Genomic DNA, 17,497 nt, shown 5'->3' with positions numbered 1-17,497 from the left:
CTTATATCCGCGGAGGAATTTGTCCCGTTTCTCTCTGATTCATTGCCGGCTTGTCCAACGATAGGGCAGCCGCTCCCCTTATCTGGGATTGCGGATATCACATGATGCGCCCTTGGGTTGCGCACTCAATGCAGGACTGCATTTTGGGCGCTTCCCCTTGACCGGATGCAAAAGCACGGCCATGTGAGCGACAATTATACGAGATTTCGTCGCGCGCAGCGGAATTCTTCTGCCGCACCACAGCTGATATGAGACCTCATGGACGTCGTCGTCGTCGAATCGCCGGCCAAAGCGAAGACAATCAACAAGTACCTCGGAAAGAACTACAAGGTCCTGGCCTCGTTCGGCCACGTCCGCGATCTGCCGGCCAAGGATGGCTCGGTGCGTCCGGACGAGGATTTTGCCATGTCCTGGGCTGTCGACACCGCCTCGAGCAAACGTCTTGCCGACATCGCCAAGGCGGTCAAGGACGCCGACGGCCTGATCCTCGCCACCGATCCGGACCGTGAGGGCGAAGCCATTTCCTGGCATGTCCTGGAAGTGCTGAAGCAGAAGCGCGCGCTGAAGGACAAGCCGGTCAGCCGCGTCGTCTTCAACGCCATCACCAAATCGTCGGTGCTGGAAGCAATGGCCAATCCGCGCCAGATCGATGCGCCGCTGGTCGACGCCTATCTCGCCCGCCGCGCGCTCGACTATCTTGTCGGCTTCACGCTGTCGCCCGTGCTATGGCGCAAGCTGCCGGGCGCCCGCTCCGCCGGCCGCGTCCAGTCGGTGGCACTGCGCCTCGTCTGCGACCGCGAATTGGAAATCGAGCGCTTCATCCGCGAGGAATATTGGCAGGTCGCCGCCATTCTCGGCACGCCGCGCAAGGATAATTTCGAGGCGCGGCTGACTGCCTTCGATCGCAAGAAACTGCAAAAGCTCGACATTTCGAACAAGGCGCAGGCCGACGACATCAAGGCGATGTTGGATGGCGCGACCTTCAAGGCGCTGTCGGTCGAAGCCAAGCCGACCAGGCGCAATCCAGGCCCGCCCTTCACCACCTCGACGCTGCAGCAGGCCGCCTCTTCGCGCCTCGGCTTTTCGGCAAACCGCACCATGCAGGTGGCGCAGCGGCTCTATGAAGGCATGGACATCGGCGGCGAGACCACCGGCCTGATCACCTACATGCGAACCGACGGCGTGCAGATGGCGCCCGAGGCGATATCAGCCGCGCGCGATGCGATCGCAAAAGAGTTCGGCCCAAAATACCTGCCCGAAAAGCCGCGCAACTACACGACCAAGGCCAAGAACGCCCAGGAAGCGCACGAAGCGATCCGCCCGACCGACTTCATGCGCACGCCGGCTTCGGTCAGGCAATATCTCGATGCCGACCAGGCGCGGCTTTACGAGATTGTCTGGAAACGCGCCATCGCCAGCCAGATGCAGCCGGCCGAGATCGAGCGCACCACGGTCGAGATCGAGGCGGTCAACGGCGCCCGCACCGCGGAGCTTCGCGCCGTCGGTTCGGTCGTTCGCTTCGATGGCTTCATTGCCGCCTATACCGACCAGAAGGAGGAGGATGCGGAAGACGAGGAAGACCGCCGTCTGCCCGAGATCCGTGCCGGCGAACAACTCGAGCGCGAGGCGATCAACGCCACCCAGCACACCACCGAACCGCCGCCGCGCTATTCGGAAGCCTCGCTGATCAAGAAGCTGGAAGAGCTCGGTATCGGCCGGCCGTCGACCTACACGGCGATCCTGAAGACGCTGGAGGACCGCGACTACGTCAGCATGGACAAGCGCAAGCTGTTGCCGCAGGCCAAGGGCCGGCTGTTGTCGGCCTTCCTCGAAAGCTTCTTCGAGCGCTATGTCGAGTATGATTTTACCGCTTCGCTCGAGGAAAAACTCGACGAGATTTCCGACGGCAAGCTCGCCTGGAAGGATGTGCTGCGCGATTTCTGGAAGGATTTTTCAGGCGCCGTCGCCGACATCAAGGAATTGCGCGTCACCGACGTGCTCGACGCCCTCAACGAGGAACTGGCGCCGCTGGTGTTTCCGGCGCGAGAAGACGGTTCGAACCCCCGCATCTGCCCGAAATGCGGCACCGGCAACCTGTCGCTGAAGCTCGGCAAATTCGGCGCCTTTGTCGGCTGCTCGAATTATCCCGAATGCTCCTTCACCCGCCAGTTCGGCGACGCCGCCAACCCCAATGCCGAAAACGGCAATGGCGAGGACGGCACCAAGGTGCTGGGCAAGGACCCCTACACGGCGGAGGAAATCACGCTGCGCAGCGGTCGTTTCGGCCCCTATGTCCAGCGCGGCGACGGCAAGGAAGCCAAGCGCTCAAGCCTGCCCAAGGGCTGGACCGCCGATTCGATCGACCACGAAAAGGCCCTCGCCCTGCTGTCGCTGCCGCGCGACGTCGGCAAGCATCCGGAATCCGGCAAGATGATCTCGGCCGGGCTGGGGCGTTACGGTCCGTTCGTGCTGCACGACGGCACCTACGCCAATCTCGACAATATCGAGGACGTGTTTTCGATCGGTCTCAACCGCGCCGTGTCGGTGATCGCCGAGAAGCAGTTGAAAGGCCCCGGCGGTCGCAATGGCGGCACGGCCGCCGCCTTGAAGGAACTTGGCGAGCATCCGGCGGGCGGCGGCAAGATCGTCGTGCGCGACGGCAAATACGGGCCCTATGTCAATTTCGGCAAGGTCAATGCGACGCTGCCGAAAGGCAAGGACCCGCAGTCGGTGACGATTGAGGACGCGGTGGCGCTGATTGCCGAGAAGGAAGCCAAGGGCGGCAATGGCGGCAGAAAGCCCTTCCGCAAAGCCGCCGCACCTGCCAAAAAGCCGGCGGCCAAAAAACCGGCGGCCAAGAAAGTGGCCAACAAAAAGGGATAGTGCATCGTGGCGCGCAGGGTATCCGGAAGAAGTCATGGCGATCTGCGCACCGCCGACACCAGGGCCAAGGTTAAGGATGATTACCGGCCGTCCCGCGACGAAATCCTGCGCTACATCGCCGAAAATCCGGATCGCTCAGGCAAACGCGACATCGCCAAGGCGTTTGCGCTGCGCGGCGAGGACCGTATCTGGCTGAAGGATGTTTTGCGTGACTTGCAGGATGAGGGCCTGCTGACCAAGGAGCGCAAGCGGCTCGCCCGCGTCGGTGCCCTCGCCCATGTCGCCGTGCTCGACATCTTTGGCCGCGACGCCGACGGCGTGCTTTTGGCGCACCCAACCGAAGCCGTGGGCAACGGCGAGCCTCCTGTCATAGCGATCCGCGTGTCGCGCGGCGGCGGCGACCCGACACCGGGCATTGGCGACCGCGTGCTGGCCAAGACCTTTCCAACCGATGACCCGACCGGCCCTGCCTATACCGGGCGGGTGATGAAGATCTTCGAGAAGCGCACCGATGCAGTTCTCGGCGTTTTTCGCGTGCTGCAGGACGGTACCTTCCGCATCGAGCCTGTCGAAAGACGCCAGCCGGAGCTGGTCGTCGACAAGGAATTCCAGAACGGCGCCAAGAACGGCGATCTTGTCGAGGTCGAGCCGGCGCGGGCCTCCCGCTACGGGCTGCCCAGGGCCAAGGTGCTGGCGGTGCTGGGTTCGCTGACCAGCGAAAAGGCGGTCTCGATGATCGCCATTCACGCGCACGACATTCCGCATATTTTCCCGGCAGACGTCATCGCCGAGGCGGAGGCAGTCAAACCGGCGACGCTGGCCGGCCGTGAAGACTGGCGCGACCTGCCGCTGGTCACCATCGATCCGGCCGACGCCAAGGACCATGACGACGCCGTGTTCGCGACAGCAGATCCGGACGAGAAGAACCCCGGCGGCGTGGTCGTTACCGTGGCGATCGCCGATGTCGCCGCTTATGTGCGCTATGGCACCGCGCTCGACCGCGAGGCGCTGAAGCGCGGCAACTCGGTCTATTTCCCGGATCGCGTCGTGCCGATGCTGCCGGAGCGCATCTCCAACGACCTTTGTTCGCTGCGCGAAGGCCAGGACCGCCCGGCGCTGGCGGTCCGCATGACCTTTTCGGCCGATGGCCACAAGCTTAGGCATTCGTTCCACCGCATCATGATGAAATCGGCGGCGAAGCTCGCCTATCGCCAAGCGCAGGCCGCGATCGATGGCGGGCCGGATGACAAGACCGGCCCGATCCTCGACACGGTGCTGAAGCCGCTGTGGGATGCCTACGCCGTCGTGAAGCGCGGTCGTGAGACGCGCCAGCCGCTCGAGCTCGAACTGCCGGAGCGGAAAATCCTGCTCAAGGAGGACGGCACCGTCGACCGCGTCGTCGTGCCGGAGCGGCTCGACGCGCACAAGCTGATCGAAGAATTCATGATCCAGGCCAATGTCGCGGCGGCCGAGACGCTGGAGGCGAAACGACAGGCGCTGGTCTACCGCATCCATGACGCACCTTCGCTCGCCAAGCAGGAATCGCTGCGTGAATTCCTTCAGACGCTTGGCCTGTCGCTGGCGCGCGGGTCCCAGATGCGGCCAAACCAGTTCAACGGCATTCTGGATAGCGTCCGCGGCGCCGACCATGAGGGGCTGGTCAACGAGGTGGTGCTGCGCACGCAGATGCAGGCCGAATATTCGCCAAGCAATATCGGCCATTTCGGCCTCAATCTGAAACGCTATGCGCACTTCACCTCGCCGATCCGCAGATATGCCGACCTGATCGTGCATCGCGGGCTGATTGCCGCGCTCGGCTTCGGTGCAGGCGGACTGACGCAGGATGAAGCGGAGCGGCTGGAAGAAGTTTCTGCGCTGATCTCAGCCACCGAGCGCCGCGCCATGGCCGCCGAGCGCGACACGGTCGACCGGCTGATCGCCGCCTATCTGGCAGAGCGTGTCGACGATCGCTTCGATGCACGCATTTCGGGCGTCACCAAGTCGGGACTATTTGTCCAATTGCCGCAGTATGGCGCAGATGGTTTCATTCCGGTGTCAAGTCTGGGCGGCGATTACTATATATACGACGAAACTGCCCGATCGCTTTTCGGAGAACGCACCGGCAAGGGCTATCAGCTTGCCGACCGCGTCGAGGTTCGCCTGATCGAGGTGGCGCCTATGGCCGGCGCGATGCGTTTCGAGATGCTGACCGACCCAAAGCCGCTGCCCGGCTCCAAACGGTCGTTTCACAAGGCCAAGGGCCGCGCCCGTGCGTCGCAATCGCGTCCAGGCTCGCGCGGCAGGAGACGGTAATGCCAAGCGATCTGAAAAAGAACGAACAGGTTTTCGGCGGCCAACAGCACTCGGGGCGGATCGCCCGCCCGCTGTGGACGGCGATGAAGCGTGGCGCGCTTGGCCGCTGCCCGCATTGCGGCGAGGGAAAGCTTTTTCGTGCCTTCGTCAAGACCGTCGATAAATGCGATCATTGCGGCGAGGCGCTTCATCACCACCGCGCCGACGACCTGCCGGCCTACTTGGTGGTGGTCATCGTCGGCCACATCGTGCTCGGCGCCTTCACGGGTGTCGAAGCGGCCTCCACTCTGTCCACTTGGCAGCACATCGCCATCTGGGTACCGCTGACCATCCTCATGGCGATCGTCTTGCTGCAGCCGGTCAAGGGCGCCGTCATCGGCCTGCAATGGGCGTTCTATATGCACGGCTTCGGCGGGGAAGAAGATCTGATCGAGTCGCATCCCGAGGCTTGAAACCGAGGCTAGCGCAAATCGGCATGGCTGGACGCCACTTTCGCATCGGAGAAGATTCCGCTAGGTCGTGCGCATGGACGTTATGACCAAGGCGGAAGTCGACAAGGTTGAGCCGATCGCGCTCGACGCCAGGCCTATACGCCCGCGCGACGCCGCGACGCTGATCCTGCTCGACCGCAGCGGCGCCGAGTTCCTGGTGCTGATGGGCAGGCGCCACGCCCGGCACGCCTTCATGCCGGGGAAATTCGTCTTTCCCGGTGGCCGTACCGATCCGGCCGACAGCCGAATTCCCGTTGCCACAGCGCTGCACCCTGAGGAACAGGCGAGGCTGACCGCCGGCGTCGGCCGCACCAGCCCGGCCCGCGCCCGCGCCATCGCTCTGTCGGCGATTCGCGAGACCTATGAAGAAGCCGGCCTGCTGATCGGCCAAAAGGGCGCCTTCGCCACGACCAGGCGCGATTGGCAGGGTTTTGCCGAGCACGGCGTAAGACCCTCGCTGGAAGCGCTGCGCTTCGTCGCGCGCGCCATCACGCCGCCAAACCGGGTGCGGCGCTTCGACACGCGCTTCTTCAGCGCCTGGCGCGAAAACGTCGCCGTGGAGCTGCCGGACGGCGGTCCGACCAACGAGTTGGAGGAATTGGTCTGGCTGCCGCTCGCCAAGGCCAGAGAAGCTGATATTCCCGACATCACCAGGGCTATCCTGGGGGAGCTGGAAAAGCGGCTCGTCGACGATCCGCTGCTGCGCCCCGGTGGTTCCGTTCCGTTCTACCGGCTTGTCCGCAATCGCTTCGTTCGCGAAATTCTGTAGAGCATAGAGCATTCACATCCCATGACAGTCGATACCCAGCAAGAGGTCGAAGAACGCGTCCATTGGCTGCCAATGATCGCGGCGATCTCGTCGATCAGCGTCGTCGGCATCGCCATCGGCCTCGGCATGCCGCTGCTCAGCGTCATTCTCGAAACGCGTGGCCATTCGGCGTCGATGATCGGCTTCAACACTGCTGTCGCCGGCCTCGCCTCGATCGCCGGCGCACCGCTCGCCACCCCGCTCGCGATGCGGTTCGGCGTCGCCAGGACGATGCTCGCCATGATCGCCACTGGAGTGCTGGCCTTTGTCGGCTTCCATTTCGCACCGGACTTCTGGATGTGGTTTCCGCTGCGCGTCCTGCTTCACATCGCGCTGACGGTGCTTTTCATCCTGTCGGAATTCTGGATCAGCACATCGGCGCCGCCGCACCGGCGCGGTCTCGTCCTCGGCATCTACGCCACCGTGCTGTCGCTCGGCTTTGCCGCCGGGCCGTGGCTGTTCGCCCAACTCGGCAGCGCCGGCTTCCTGCCCTTCGGCGTGATCATGGCGCTGGTCACGCTGGCCGCCATTCCAGTTCTGGCGGCACGCAACGAGAGCCCGACGATCGTCTCCAACGGCGAAACCAGCAACTTCCTGCGTTACATCTGGTTGGTGCCGACGGCGACCGCTGCGGTGCTGGTATTCGGCGCGGTCGAGACCGGCGGCTTTGCGCTGTTTCCCGTCTATGGCAACCGCATCGGCTACTCCGAGGCCGATGCCGCCCTCCTGCTCACCATGATCGGCCTCGGCAACGTGCTGTTGCAGATCCCGCTCGGCATGATCAGCGACCGTGTCAGCGACCGCCGTTATCTGCTTCTGGCGTGTGCAACCATCGGGCTTGCCGGCACCATCTTCATGCCGCACTTCGCGCAGAACTGGCATCTGATGGCGGCGCTTCTGTTCGTCTGGGGCGGCGTCGTCGCGGCCATGTACACGATCGGCCTGGCCCATCTCGGCTCGCAGCTTTCCGGCCACGACCTGGCCTCGGCCAACGCTGCCTTCGTGCTCTGCTACGGTGTCGGCATGGTGCTCGGCCCGCAGGCGATCGGCATCGGCATGGACCTTTTCGGCCCCTCCGGTTTCGGCTGGGCGCTCGGCATGTTCTTCGCCTTCTATATCGCGCTGGTCGGCGCCAGGCTTATCCGAAAAATTCTGTAGGAAGACCCGATCAAATGCCTCAGGTGGCGCAAGGCTGCTGACATAACCGTGTCAGCAGCACCTGGGTAGATTGTCAGCAACACGCCACGAATTTGAGGATGCCGCCATGATCGACTCCGGGTTTGAAACGAAATCGCTGCGGATGGAATTGCTGCTGCTTGTGACCTTCCAGGCGCCGGCTTCCGATGTCGACCGTATCATGGAAGCGGTGGTCGCGATCGCCCCGCTCACCATGGGCAAATACGACAGCAATGCCTACCAGTCGGCGCACGGCATCGAGCGCTACCGGGCACTCGAAGGTGCTGCCGCCGGCGCCGAGACCGAATTGCGCCGACGGCATGGCACGGTGGAAGTGTCGTTCGAGCTGCCCGACGACCAGGCGTTGGCCGCCCGCATCGTCGAGGCGATCTTCCAGGTCCACAGCTATCAGGAGCCGGTGATCCGCATCCAGCCGATCCTCGCCAGCCGCTCAAAGGGATTGGACGACCGCTCCAACCCGAACCGCTGGTGGAATACCACGGGAGACTGGAAGAAGGCCGCTCCAGTTAAAGAAGATGCGTAGAATGAAGCCGCGTTTCCTTCTCCCCTTGTGGGAGAAGGAAGAGGCGCTCTCACGGGGTTGACTTTCCGGGCGCGTTGTTTATGTGTCGCGCTAAGTTTCCCGCGTCCGGGTGTTTTCCCGTGTTCCAGCGGCCAAAATTCCACCAACACAACGGACTGATACCATGGCCAAAGCCGCAAACATCAAGATCAAGCTTCTGTCGACCGCCGACACCGGTTTCTTCTACGTGACCAGCAAGAACAGCCGCACCAAGACCGACAAGCTGTCGTTCCGCAAATACGATCCGGTCGCCAAGAAGCACGTCGAGTTCAAGGAAACCAAGATCAAGTAATCTGCTTTCCTGCCTAGACAAAAACGCCGCCCCTGTGGGCGGCGTTTTTGTGTTCAAAGCTCGAAAAGTCCAGAAATTCCACTGCTTGGCGCAGAGTCTTGATGTCATTAGAATTGGGGGCCGGTCGGCGTTTGGCAGCGGTACGAGGAGGCCACTATGTGCCAGCGCCGGCCGGCCGACCCCACGGACCCAGGAGATGCGGCGGACCTGAATCATGGGGTATTCTTCGGATCGATCCGGCGATCTACCCTCGCGCCGGTCCCGTCATTGGCCTGCACATTTGCGCAACAGCCTGTGAAAATCAACAATTTCTTAACCAAGCCCGGCGAATCGCTTGCGTTAAGGTAAATTCGTAACCCTGTCGCATTGACAGGATAATCGGCGCTACGCCGCCTTGGCGACGACCCGGTTGCGGCCGGCGCTCTTGGCTTCGTAGAGCGCGAGGTCGGCCCGCTTCATCAGCCCGGCGACCGAGTCGACCCCCTTCAGCACCGACGACACGCCGACGCTGACGGTGACCTCGACCGTCTTGCCGTCCTGACCGACGGCAAACGGCATCTGGGCGATTTCGGCGCGAATACGCTCTGCGACCTTTTCGGCGACCGCGCCGTCCGTGTCCGGCATTACCACGACGAACTCCTCGCCACCGAAGCGGCAGGCGAGATCGATGCCGCGCACATTCTTGCGCAGCCGTCGCGCGAATTCGCGCAGCACCTCGTCGCCGCCGTCATGGCCATGCGCGTCGTTGACGGTCTTGAAGCGGTCGAGATCGGTGATCATCACCGACAGCGGCCGCCGCCGCGCCACGGCGCGGTCGAACAGTGTCTGCAGATGGCTGTCAAGGTAACGGCGATTGTGCAATCCCGTCAGCGCGTCGGTCACCGCCATCTCGATGGTTTGGGTTACGCTGGCGCGCAGCTGGTCGTTGTAGCGCTTGCGGCGCACCTGCGTGCGCAGCCGAGCGGTCAATTCCTGCTGGTCGATCGGCCGCATCAGATAATCGTTGATGCCGAGCTCGAGGCCGCGGACGATGCGCCCCTCCTCACCCTGCTCCGCCAGAAGGATGATCGGCACGAAACGGGTGCGATCAAGCGAACGCAGTTGCGAGCAGAGCCTGAGCGGATCGAAATCGGCAAAACCCGTCGAGATCATCACGCATTCATAGGGCGTGTCGGCGGCTTGGAAGAAGCCGGCATGCGGATCGGTGGCGATGTCGAGGTCGGCGCTGCCGCGCAGCATCTTCTGGACGCGCTCAAAGGAAGATTTGCGCTCGTCGATCAGCAGAACCTTCGGCGTGGTGTCCGCGGATGCGAAGTTGCGGCTCAACAGCTCCTCGATGCCGATATTGCGCGTGGTCGAGGCGCGCAGGCGCAACTCATCGGTCAACGTCTTCAGCCTGACCAAGCTTTTGACGCGCGTCATCAATTGCAGATCGTTGACCGGTTTGGTCAGAAAATCGTCGGCACCGGCCTCGAGGCCGCGCACCCGGTCCGAAACCTGGTCGAGCGCGGTGATCATGACGACGGGGATGTGCGACGTCGCCGGATCGCTCTTCAGCCGGCGGCAGACTTCGAACCCGTCCATGTCAGGCATCATCACGTCGAGCAGAACGACATCGACCTTGCCGTTTTCGCAGGTCTCGATCGCATCCAGCCCGTTGGTGGCGGTCAGCACCTCGAAATATTCGGCAAGCAGCCGGACCTCGAGCAGCCTGACATTGGCAGGGATGTCGTCGACGACGAGGATCCGTGCAGTCATCTCATAAAGCTCCGGCTCGGCTGCAAGGGCGCATCAGGCGTCGCCCAGATAGGATTTGATGGTTTCGATGAAACGTGGCACCGAGATCGGCTTGGAAATATAGGCTTCGCAGCCACCCTGACGGATACGCTCCTCATCGCCCTTCATCGCGAATGCGGTGACGGCAATGACCGGGATGACATGGAGGTCGTCGTCCTCCTTCAGCCATTTGGTCACTTCCAACCCCGACACTTCGGGCAGCTGGATGTCCATCAAAATGAGGTCCGGCTTGTGCAGTCGCGCCAGATCCAGCGCTTCCAGACCGTTGCGCGTGCGTACCGTCTCGTAACCGCTCGCTTCGATGAGGTCGCGAAAGAGCTTCATGTTGAGCTCGTTGTCCTCGACGATCATGACCTTCTTAGGCATCAAATTCCCGTCCCGGCCTGCCTTCCGCTCGAAGGATGCCGCCATGCGCCCTCGCCGGTACGCACCAAACCCTGCTCGACTCTACCGCGAGATAATTGACGAAACGGAAACCGGCTGCCGGAAAAGCTTCGGATTTCACCGCGAACTCCGCATTGCAGAGACAGATGGCTTGCCGCAGGCGACGCTTGCGATTACTGCCAAAAACAGACTCATTCCACCCACAAGAAGGTAGTGATGGCAAACGCAGCGTCAATGCGCGAGGAAGCGGAAACCATTGCCGTGAAGGCATTGGGCTTCGTCGCCGCCGATCCGGAACTTCTGCCCCGCTTCCTGGCGATCACCGGCATCGAGGCGCATTCCATCCGCCAGGCCGCTGGCGAGCCGGGATTCCTGGCCGGCGTGCTGCAGTTCATCCTCGCCCACGAGCCGACGCTCATGCGGTTCGCGGCGGAAACCGGCACGCCGCCGGCTTCCGTCGGCAGGGCGCTGCGGGCGCTGCCGCTTGGCGACGACGATCATGAGCATTCGATATAAGCGACGACCGGATCGCCAAAGCGCCTACGGCGTCGTTTCTTCTTCGCTGTCGTCGCCGTCATCATTCGCAACCGGATCGGCCGGCTTCACCATGACACCATTGACGGTGACCGAACCGTCCGGCTTACCGTTGACGACCCATTCGATGCGGCCATCCGGCAGCGTCTTGCCGAATCCCTTGATCGCAAGCGCCACCGGCACATATTGCGCGGCTTCCGGCTCCGACTTTGCTGCCGCCTGCAGGCTTTCCACGATCTTGTCATAGCCTGCTATATCGATGGTCACGTTGGCCTCGGGCTTCATGCCGGCGAACGTCATCTCGCCTTCCATCGCGATTTCAATGTCGCCGTTTTTCACCGTGCTGTGGCCGATGACAAATTTCGGCATCTTGGCCATGAAATCGGCGGTCAGGGTGTCGCCGAAGTCGGCCGGCAGCGGTGGATTCTTATTCAGATCAAAGGCTTCTATCGCCTTCTTCGCCATGCTGTCGAGATCGATATTGGCGCCGCCGAAATTCAGACTGACATCGGTGGGCAGCAGCGCCGTGCCCCAGGCGGGCACGAGATTGTCAGGGATCTTCAGTCCTGCGGCCCTGATCGAGTAGTTGATTGCTCCGTTCTGGGCGATGCCGTCGGTCCCGAAGCCTGTGTCCAGCTCAGTCGCACCGAAAAGCCCGACCGGGCTTTCGACAGTGAGATCCTTGAACCCGTAGGTTCCGTCGATCCGCTCCCACAGCGGCAGTGCGGCGAGCAAGAGCGATTTGAGCTGCGCCTGGTTGGCCTTCAGTCTGGCCTCGTCTTCATTGGCGACGGCAAATGCCAGCAGATCGAGAAGCGGCCTGGTCCGCACGCCTTTGCCGGTCGCGTTCACCGACAGGTTTGGCGATTTGATCGTGAGCGGGAATTTCAGCCCGCTCTCGGGATCGTCAAAGTCGAGCGCTTCGGTGAAATCGGCGAGCGTCTGCGTCGCGGTGAAATCCACGCCGCCATTCGCAGCTTTGCTTGCGTTCATGGTCGCCGTACCGGCGCCGGTGCTCACCTTGGCGCGCTGCACGGTGTCCCGGGAATTCATCGTCATCCCGGCTATCGACTGTGTGGCGCTGGTGAAAGCCGCCAGTTCAGGATCGTAGACGCCGGAAAACTTGCCGTCGGTAATCGAGAACTGCATGCTCTGCGGGCCCTCTGGCCCCTTGAACTCGAAGGACCCGCTTTGCGACACGTCCGCCGAGACGCTCCATGTCCCGGTGCTGCTTGGCTTGACGAGCAATGCGTAGGGGCTGAAGTCGAACTTGAAGGAATGCTGCGCCGCCAGCAGGTCCACGACAGGTTTGAAGTCGACGGCGAGTTTGTAGGCGTCGCCTTCCACCGAAACCTTCAGGAAACCGTTGTCGATCGCCTTGCTGCCGATATAGCGGGACAGATTTTCGGAGAGCTGCTTGGCACCCTCGCCGTCGACGGTCTGGCCGAAGGCAGGCGCGCTGAGCGCGAGGACAAAGGCGGCCGGCAGAACACGATTCACGCAGAATCTCCGTTGCTATTTCTGTGGTAAAAACTCCAGCCGCAACCGTAAGCGGAAACCGGCGCGGTGCAATCCCCTCGTTGGGGCTGGAAGCCGATCTATAACGAGCCTTCGCCCCCCGCGCTATCCTCCGGCAGCGACTGTGGAGCTTCAGGTTGCCTTCTTCGACGTGACAACGCAGGCGGTGCGGGCGTTGAGCAGGCCCCAGCCGAAGACGGCGTCCTTGCCCGGCGTGCCGAGATCTTCCGCCGACTTGCCGAGCGCGTCTTGAATGTCGGCTGCGGTGGCGTTGCTGTTTGCCGACTTCATCAACGCCGCCGCAGCGGCGACAAACGGCGCCGCGAAGGAGGTGCCGGTCTTCGGCCGTGCGCCGCTGACCGACGCGGCTGTCCATATGTCGACGCCGGGGGCCGACAAATCGATGTGCTCGCCGCGGCCGGCGCGCCTGTAGGGGCGTTTCATGCGATCGACCGCCGTCACCGCGATCACTTCAGCGTAGGCCGCCGGATAGGCAGGCTCGGCTTTCGGGCCGCCATTGCCGGCGGCTGCGACGATCACCATGCCGCGTTCGGAGACTCTTCGGACAACCTGCTCGAGAAGCGCGTTCGGCGGACCCGATAGGCTCATATTCGTCACCTGCACGCCGCGCGCCGAAAGAAGATCGAGCGCGCGAAGCAGATCGTAGGCGTCCGAGCGGTCATCCTGGCGATCGCCCCGATGAAACGCATCGACCGCGATGAGCCTGGCGTGCGGCAGCAGGCCGGGAGTACGGCTGTCGGCTCCGCCGACAAGCAGGGCCGCGACGGCGGTGCCGTGCTGGCGGCCGGACTCGGGAACGCCGTCGTCCGACAGGCGAAGAACTTCGACCCGGCCTTTCGAGAAGGCGGCATGCGCAGGATTGATCGCCGTGTCGATAAGGCCGATCGTGACATTGCCACCGCAGCCGGCTGGCAGCCCGGTACCGGCCGGCCAGCCGATCAGGCCCGCGGCGGCGCAGTGCGGCCCGGCACATTCGGCTTCTTGTCCGGGCCGGTAGTAATGCACGAAATCTGCCGTCGACTGCGGAGCGGCATCGATGACAAGATCGCGCGCAGCCTCCAGCGGCATGTTGGGTGGAATGCGCAGCCGAATCAGCTCGGATCCAAAAAGCTGAATGTCGGCACGGTCCAGTACGGTGAAGCCGGTTGCCTGAAGCCGACCGATCTCAGCCGAACTCAGCCCGGTCGCCACGATCTGGTCCGGTGCCCGAGACGGCAAAGGGACGGCTGGCCGTTGCCCACGCCTGCCGCTGCGCCTTGGCGGGTGCGGAAGAAACCGATCCGTCAGCGTGCGAAACAGGTTCGGTCCGGTCGATCGGCGGGACGACGTTCGCGATCCACCAGACGAAGCGCCGGACTGACCGCCGTCATCACCACCGCCATCGTCGCCACCATCGTCACCGCCACCATCGTCATCCGCGAACGCCGATCTTGGTCCGAACTCGCCGAGCCCCAGTTGGCCGCTCGGCGCCTGAGGATCGACGATCAATGCGACGGCGACCCAGAAAAGCAGCAGGGCTTTTGGTCTCAACCAGGAGTTGTAGAGCATCGTCTCCCTCACATTTCCGGCCGTAGCCGATTTTCAAGGTCGCGAGGCTAGCGGAGCTATCCGGCAATAAGCTAGCCTTGCGAGGAACGGGCGCGGGGCCGCTTTATTCCAGAACTTGGAGCAACATGCCGGAAAAAGCCGACCGCGTCCAAGATCAGCTTGTCGCATTTCTGCCGAATCTGCGCCGGTTCGCGATTGCGCTGTGCCGGTCCCGCGATATGGCGGATGATCTTGTCCAGCGCGCCTGCGAACGGGCGCTCGCCAACGAGCAGAGTTTCGAGCCAGGGACGCGCTTCGACGCGTGGATGTTCAAGATTCTGAGAAATCTGTGGATCGACGACATCCGCAAGCGCAAGGTCGCCGGCCCGCAGGACGATATCGACGAGCGCCATGACATCGCCGGCGTTTCCGGTGAGCGCGAGATGGAGGCGCGGCTGGCGCTGAACAGCGTGGCGCAAGCCATAGGCGAACTCGCCGCCGACCAGCGCGACGTGCTGCTTCTAGTCTGTGTCGAAGAGCTTTCCTACAGGCAAGCCGCGGAAGTCCTTGCCGTGCCGATCGGGACGGTGATGAGCAGGCTGGCCCGGGCGAGGAAGAATCTGGCGGAGGCGACTGGAATATCTTCGGCGCCCACCCGTTCTCCGGTCACAAAAGGGGCTGCAAAATGACCGAAGAGACTTTTTCGGACGAAATCCTGATGCGGTTCGCCGACGGTGAGCTTGATCCGGACATGGTCGCCAGGATCGAGCAGGCGATGGAAACGGACGACCGTCTGGTTGCCAGGATTGCTGTGTTCATCGAAACCAGAGCGCAGGCGCAGGCCGCGCTGAAGCCGCTGCTCGACGAGCCGGTTCCCGAAAAACTTGCCGCGGCCGTCGAGCAGATGATCGAGGCCAGGCGTGCCGGCGAAAATGCGGCAACGGCATCGATACTGCCCTTCGGCAGCAGGCGCGCAGCAGGGCCTGCTTCGAGGTCTCGATGGATGCTGCCAATGGCCGCCTCTCTCGCGGCGGCCGTTGTCGGCGGGCTCGCCGGCTATTGGGCAGCAGGCACCGACGAACGCACGCAGGGCGGATTGTGGGTTGCTGGCGTCATCCGGCCGGCCCTGGCCCAAGCCCTTGAAACGGTCGAGTCCGGCAAGGAAATCAAGCTCGCCCGGATCAGCGACCGGTTCCGGGCCATCGCCACGTTCCGTAACGATGCGCAGGATTTGTGCCGCGAATTCGAGGTCGACTCGCAGGACCGCTCCACGGTGATGTCGGTCGCCTGCCGTTCCGGTGACGAATGGCGCGTCAGCTTCGCGGTCGTGGCGCCGGGCGACGCCGGAGGCTATGCCCCGGCCTCGTCGACCGAAGCCCTCGACGCCTATCTTTCGGCGATTGAAGCAGGCGTTTCGATGTCAGCCGAGGAGGAAGTCAAGGCGCTGGACGAGATCCGTCAGAAGGACCGGAAGTGAAACTGCGCCGGCCCGGCTTTCTTTGGAATAAAGCCGGCAATCGCCCGTTACTCCGCCGGGCCGCAACTGCCGGTCCAGTCTGAAACAAGGAGTAACCACCATGACAAGACACTGGAAACTCAAGTCGACACTGGTCGCAGGAATGGCAGCGCTCGCGGGCACCGCGGCGCAGGCGAAGGAGTCTCCCGCGGCGGCGACGGAAACCGAGCGTCCGCCGGCCGCAATGTCCGGCCAGAGCGACGGTTCCTTCATCGTCGCTGGCAACAGCTCTTCAAATTCGAGCTCCAATTCGTCGTCCAACGGTTCGTCGAATTCCAGCTCTAATTCGTCGAGCAATTCGAATTCGAACTCGTCTTCGAACTCCAGCTCCAATTCCTCGAGCAACTCGAATTCGAACTCATCGTCAAACAGTTCCTCCAACTCGAACTCGAACGGTTCGGATCGCGGGTGGTCGCGCAACTGGCGGTGGTGACGTCGGCCGGGCGATAGAGCGGCGGCGCGCTTCGAGTTGAGAACCCGCCGCCCTCAACAATCCACAGACAAACGGGGGCCAGCCGGCCCCCGTTTCGCATTCGCTGGCGGTTGGCATAGGCCGGCGCTCCACGGCGCCCCCCTCTGTCCTGCCGGACATCTCCCCCACTTGGGGGGAGATCGGCAGCTTCGCGGACAGCTCTCCTTCTTGCAAGGTTGGTGGTTGGCGAAATCAGTGATGAAGGCCGATCTCCCCCCTTGTGGGGGAGATGTCCGGCAGGACAGAGGGGGGCGCGAAGGATCACTACAGATCAGCATTAGGGGTCTGCGCCGCGTCGCTTCGCGCCCCTGGCAACCCATACGAAACGGGGCCAGCGGCCCCGTTTCGTATGGTTCTCCGGGAAAAGCCTAGCGGGCCGCGCGGGCCCATTTGCGATACCAGCCTTCGCTGGCAATCGTGTTGCGGTAGACCGTTTCGCGCTCCGTCGCCTCGGCTCCGGTCTCCGCCCCGATCTCGGCCTTGAGCGCCGAATCTTCGCGGCGAAACGGTATGACCTGGACCAGCGGCGTTGCCTTTTCGATGACATAGAGGCCATCCGGCGCCGTCGCAAAGAACGGAAAATGGATGTGGGCTGCGTAGGTGTCGGTATCGACGATGCCGGCGACGCATTCAAAAGGCTGAGCCGGCCGATTGAGCGGCGGCAGGAACAGACAACTCCAGCCCGGCGGGGTACGGATCGACCAGTAATTGTGAAACTTGCATGGCGGTGCCGGTTCCTTCGGATTGCCGGCGACCTGATGGGCGCCATGATTGCTGACCATCACCCTGTCGAACTCCCAGCCGCGACGGCGCTGCCGCCATCCTTGATCTCAAGGCGGACGGTCGCCGCGAGCGGCAGGATCCAGCCGGTTGTCATCGCATCGAGAAACGGCATGCAGCGCTTGACGGTCAGGCCATTATTGGTGGCCGAGGCTTGCTGCTGATCGACCGCCGGCAATTTGCGGAACCAATCCGGCAGGACCGTCCTGGCCGCCACTGGCGGCGCGATGACGCCATGATCTTCCGGCCGACAGGCAAACCGGATCGAGCGAGAGGTCTTCTGAGAAGACTGGGAAAAATGAAACATCGATGGCCTCCATGGAAAAATCCGAGGAGGAACGGGCCGCAGCGGGATTTATTCCCGGGTGGGCGCCTGATGATGCAGCCGACTACGATAGTTCG

At 63.0% G+C, this 17,497-nt stretch carries 15 protein-coding genes and 1 pseudogene; 10 read left to right on the top strand and 6 right to left on the bottom strand.

Features of this window, described 5'->3' with window-relative positions; genetic code table 11:
* Positions 1-258 precede the first annotated feature (258 nt).
* The 7 genes from topA (at position 259) to rpmG (ending at position 8,546) form a co-directional block, all read left to right on the top strand.
* Positions 259-2,883, top strand: coding sequence for a type I DNA topoisomerase (gene topA / locus BQ8794_RS33130; protein WP_077383961.1), 2,625 nt, complete (start codon positions 259-261; stop codon positions 2,881-2,883).
* Between the two features lie 6 nt (positions 2,884-2,889).
* Positions 2,890-5,196 carry a ribonuclease R gene (rnr, locus tag BQ8794_RS33125; RefSeq protein WP_077383960.1) on the top strand — a complete coding sequence of 769 codons (2,307 nt, stop codon included), beginning with the start codon at positions 2,890-2,892 and terminating at the stop codon, positions 5,194-5,196.
* A complete protein-coding gene (locus BQ8794_RS33120) occupies positions 5,196-5,648 on the top strand; it encodes a DUF983 domain-containing protein (protein WP_077383959.1) in 453 nt (150 codons plus the stop codon). Before rnr ends, BQ8794_RS33120 begins: the two co-directional genes overlap by 1 nt.
* A gap of 73 nt (positions 5,649-5,721) precedes the next feature.
* Positions 5,722-6,456: an NUDIX hydrolase gene (locus BQ8794_RS33115; RefSeq protein WP_077383958.1), complete on the top strand. Its 735-nt coding sequence runs from the start codon at positions 5,722-5,724 to the stop codon at positions 6,454-6,456.
* 21 nt (positions 6,457-6,477) lie between these two features.
* Complete coding sequence (locus BQ8794_RS33110) at positions 6,478-7,653, top strand: MFS transporter (protein WP_077383957.1); 1,176 nt, start codon at positions 6,478-6,480, stop codon at positions 7,651-7,653.
* A 106-nt stretch (positions 7,654-7,759) separates the two neighbouring features.
* Positions 7,760-8,215 carry a YqfO family protein gene (locus tag BQ8794_RS33105; protein ID WP_077383956.1) on the top strand — a complete coding sequence of 152 codons (456 nt, stop codon included), beginning with the start codon at positions 7,760-7,762 and terminating at the stop codon, positions 8,213-8,215.
* A gap of 163 nt (positions 8,216-8,378) precedes the next feature.
* Complete coding sequence (rpmG, locus tag BQ8794_RS33100; protein ID WP_006201775.1) at positions 8,379-8,546, top strand: 50S ribosomal protein L33; 168 nt, start codon at positions 8,379-8,381, stop codon at positions 8,544-8,546.
* A 384-nt stretch (positions 8,547-8,930) separates the two neighbouring features.
* Here the strand turns inward: rpmG and BQ8794_RS33090 are convergent, their stop codons facing one another.
* Both BQ8794_RS33090 and BQ8794_RS33085 read right to left on the bottom strand, forming a co-directional pair.
* On the bottom strand, positions 8,931-10,304 hold the full coding sequence (locus BQ8794_RS33090; RefSeq protein ID WP_077383954.1) for a PleD family two-component system response regulator: 1,374 nt from the start codon (positions 10,302-10,304) through the stop codon (positions 8,931-8,933).
* 33 nt (positions 10,305-10,337) lie between these two features.
* Positions 10,338-10,694, bottom strand: a complete 357-nt coding sequence (locus BQ8794_RS33085; protein ID WP_287247952.1) for a response regulator — start codon at positions 10,692-10,694, stop codon at positions 10,338-10,340.
* Positions 10,695-10,943: 249 nt separating this feature from the next.
* Here BQ8794_RS33085 and BQ8794_RS33080 point away from each other — a divergent pair, with 249 nt between their 5' ends.
* Positions 10,944-11,243, top strand: coding sequence for a DUF3572 domain-containing protein (locus BQ8794_RS33080; RefSeq protein WP_077383953.1), 300 nt, complete (start codon positions 10,944-10,946; stop codon positions 11,241-11,243).
* Between the two features lie 24 nt (positions 11,244-11,267).
* Here the strand turns inward: BQ8794_RS33080 and BQ8794_RS33075 are convergent, their stop codons facing one another.
* Together BQ8794_RS33075 and BQ8794_RS33070 are read right to left on the bottom strand one after the other, a co-directional pair.
* The gene (locus BQ8794_RS33075; protein ID WP_077383952.1) at positions 11,268-12,761 is read right to left on the bottom strand and encodes a hypothetical protein; all 1,494 of its coding nucleotides are present in this window, start codon (positions 12,759-12,761) and stop codon (positions 11,268-11,270) included.
* Between the two features lie 150 nt (positions 12,762-12,911).
* Positions 12,912-14,348, bottom strand: coding sequence for a S8 family serine peptidase (locus BQ8794_RS33070; protein WP_077383951.1), 1,437 nt, complete (start codon positions 14,346-14,348; stop codon positions 12,912-12,914).
* A gap of 125 nt (positions 14,349-14,473) precedes the next feature.
* On the opposite strand from BQ8794_RS33070, the gene BQ8794_RS33065 reads away from it, so the two are divergent.
* Together BQ8794_RS33065 and BQ8794_RS33060 are read left to right on the top strand one after the other, a co-directional pair.
* On the top strand, positions 14,474-15,016 hold the full coding sequence (locus tag BQ8794_RS33065) for an RNA polymerase sigma factor (RefSeq protein ID WP_077383950.1): 543 nt from the start codon (positions 14,474-14,476) through the stop codon (positions 15,014-15,016).
* Entirely contained in the window at positions 15,013-15,804 is a 792-nt protein-coding gene (locus BQ8794_RS33060) for an anti-sigma factor family protein (RefSeq protein WP_077383949.1), read from the top strand. The genes BQ8794_RS33065 and BQ8794_RS33060 overlap by 4 nt, the downstream gene beginning before the upstream one ends.
* Here BQ8794_RS33060 and BQ8794_RS35910 read toward each other — a convergent pair.
* Positions 15,748-16,224, bottom strand: coding sequence for a hypothetical protein (locus BQ8794_RS35910; protein ID WP_167378933.1), 477 nt, complete (start codon positions 16,222-16,224; stop codon positions 15,748-15,750). The two genes, BQ8794_RS33060 and BQ8794_RS35910, sit on opposite strands and share 57 nt — an antisense overlap.
* Before the next feature lie 459 nt (positions 16,225-16,683).
* Positions 16,684-17,402 (bottom strand): annotated as a pseudogene (locus tag BQ8794_RS33050) (DUF6065 family protein).
* Positions 17,403-17,497: the final 95 nt, after the last annotated feature.

Source organism: Mesorhizobium prunaredense (assembly GCF_900156895.1).
GTDB classification, from domain to species: Bacteria; Pseudomonadota; Alphaproteobacteria; order Rhizobiales; family Rhizobiaceae; genus Mesorhizobium; species Mesorhizobium prunaredense.
The sequence above is the reverse complement of the archived record's forward strand: the minus strand, read 5'-3'. Positions and strand labels throughout refer to the sequence as shown.

Excerpts from the sequence above, each read along its gene's own strand:
- BQ8794_RS33070 (WP_077383951.1), bottom strand. The coding sequence starts at position 14,348 with ATGCTCTACAACTCCTGGTTGAGACCAAAAGCCCTGCTGCTTTTCTGG.
- BQ8794_RS33090 (WP_077383954.1), bottom strand. The coding sequence starts at position 10,304 with ATGACTGCACGGATCCTCGTCGTCGACGACATCCCTGCCAATGTCAGG.
- rpmG (WP_006201775.1), top strand. The coding sequence starts at position 8,379 with ATGGCCAAAGCCGCAAACATCAAGATCAAGCTTCTGTCGACCGCCGAC.
- BQ8794_RS33105 (WP_077383956.1), top strand. The coding sequence starts at position 7,760 with ATGATCGACTCCGGGTTTGAAACGAAATCGCTGCGGATGGAATTGCTG.
- BQ8794_RS33065 (WP_077383950.1), top strand. The coding sequence starts at position 14,474 with ATGCCGGAAAAAGCCGACCGCGTCCAAGATCAGCTTGTCGCATTTCTG.
- BQ8794_RS33110 (WP_077383957.1), top strand. The coding sequence starts at position 6,478 with ATGACAGTCGATACCCAGCAAGAGGTCGAAGAACGCGTCCATTGGCTG.
- BQ8794_RS33085 (WP_287247952.1), bottom strand. The coding sequence starts at position 10,694 with ATGATCGTCGAGGACAACGAGCTCAACATGAAGCTCTTTCGCGACCTC.
- BQ8794_RS33115 (WP_077383958.1), top strand. The coding sequence starts at position 5,722 with ATGGACGTTATGACCAAGGCGGAAGTCGACAAGGTTGAGCCGATCGCG.
- BQ8794_RS33060 (WP_077383949.1), top strand. The coding sequence starts at position 15,013 with ATGACCGAAGAGACTTTTTCGGACGAAATCCTGATGCGGTTCGCCGAC.
- topA (WP_077383961.1), top strand. The coding sequence starts at position 259 with ATGGACGTCGTCGTCGTCGAATCGCCGGCCAAAGCGAAGACAATCAAC.
- BQ8794_RS33080 (WP_077383953.1), top strand. The coding sequence starts at position 10,944 with ATGGCAAACGCAGCGTCAATGCGCGAGGAAGCGGAAACCATTGCCGTG.
- BQ8794_RS33120 (WP_077383959.1), top strand. The coding sequence starts at position 5,196 with ATGCCAAGCGATCTGAAAAAGAACGAACAGGTTTTCGGCGGCCAACAG.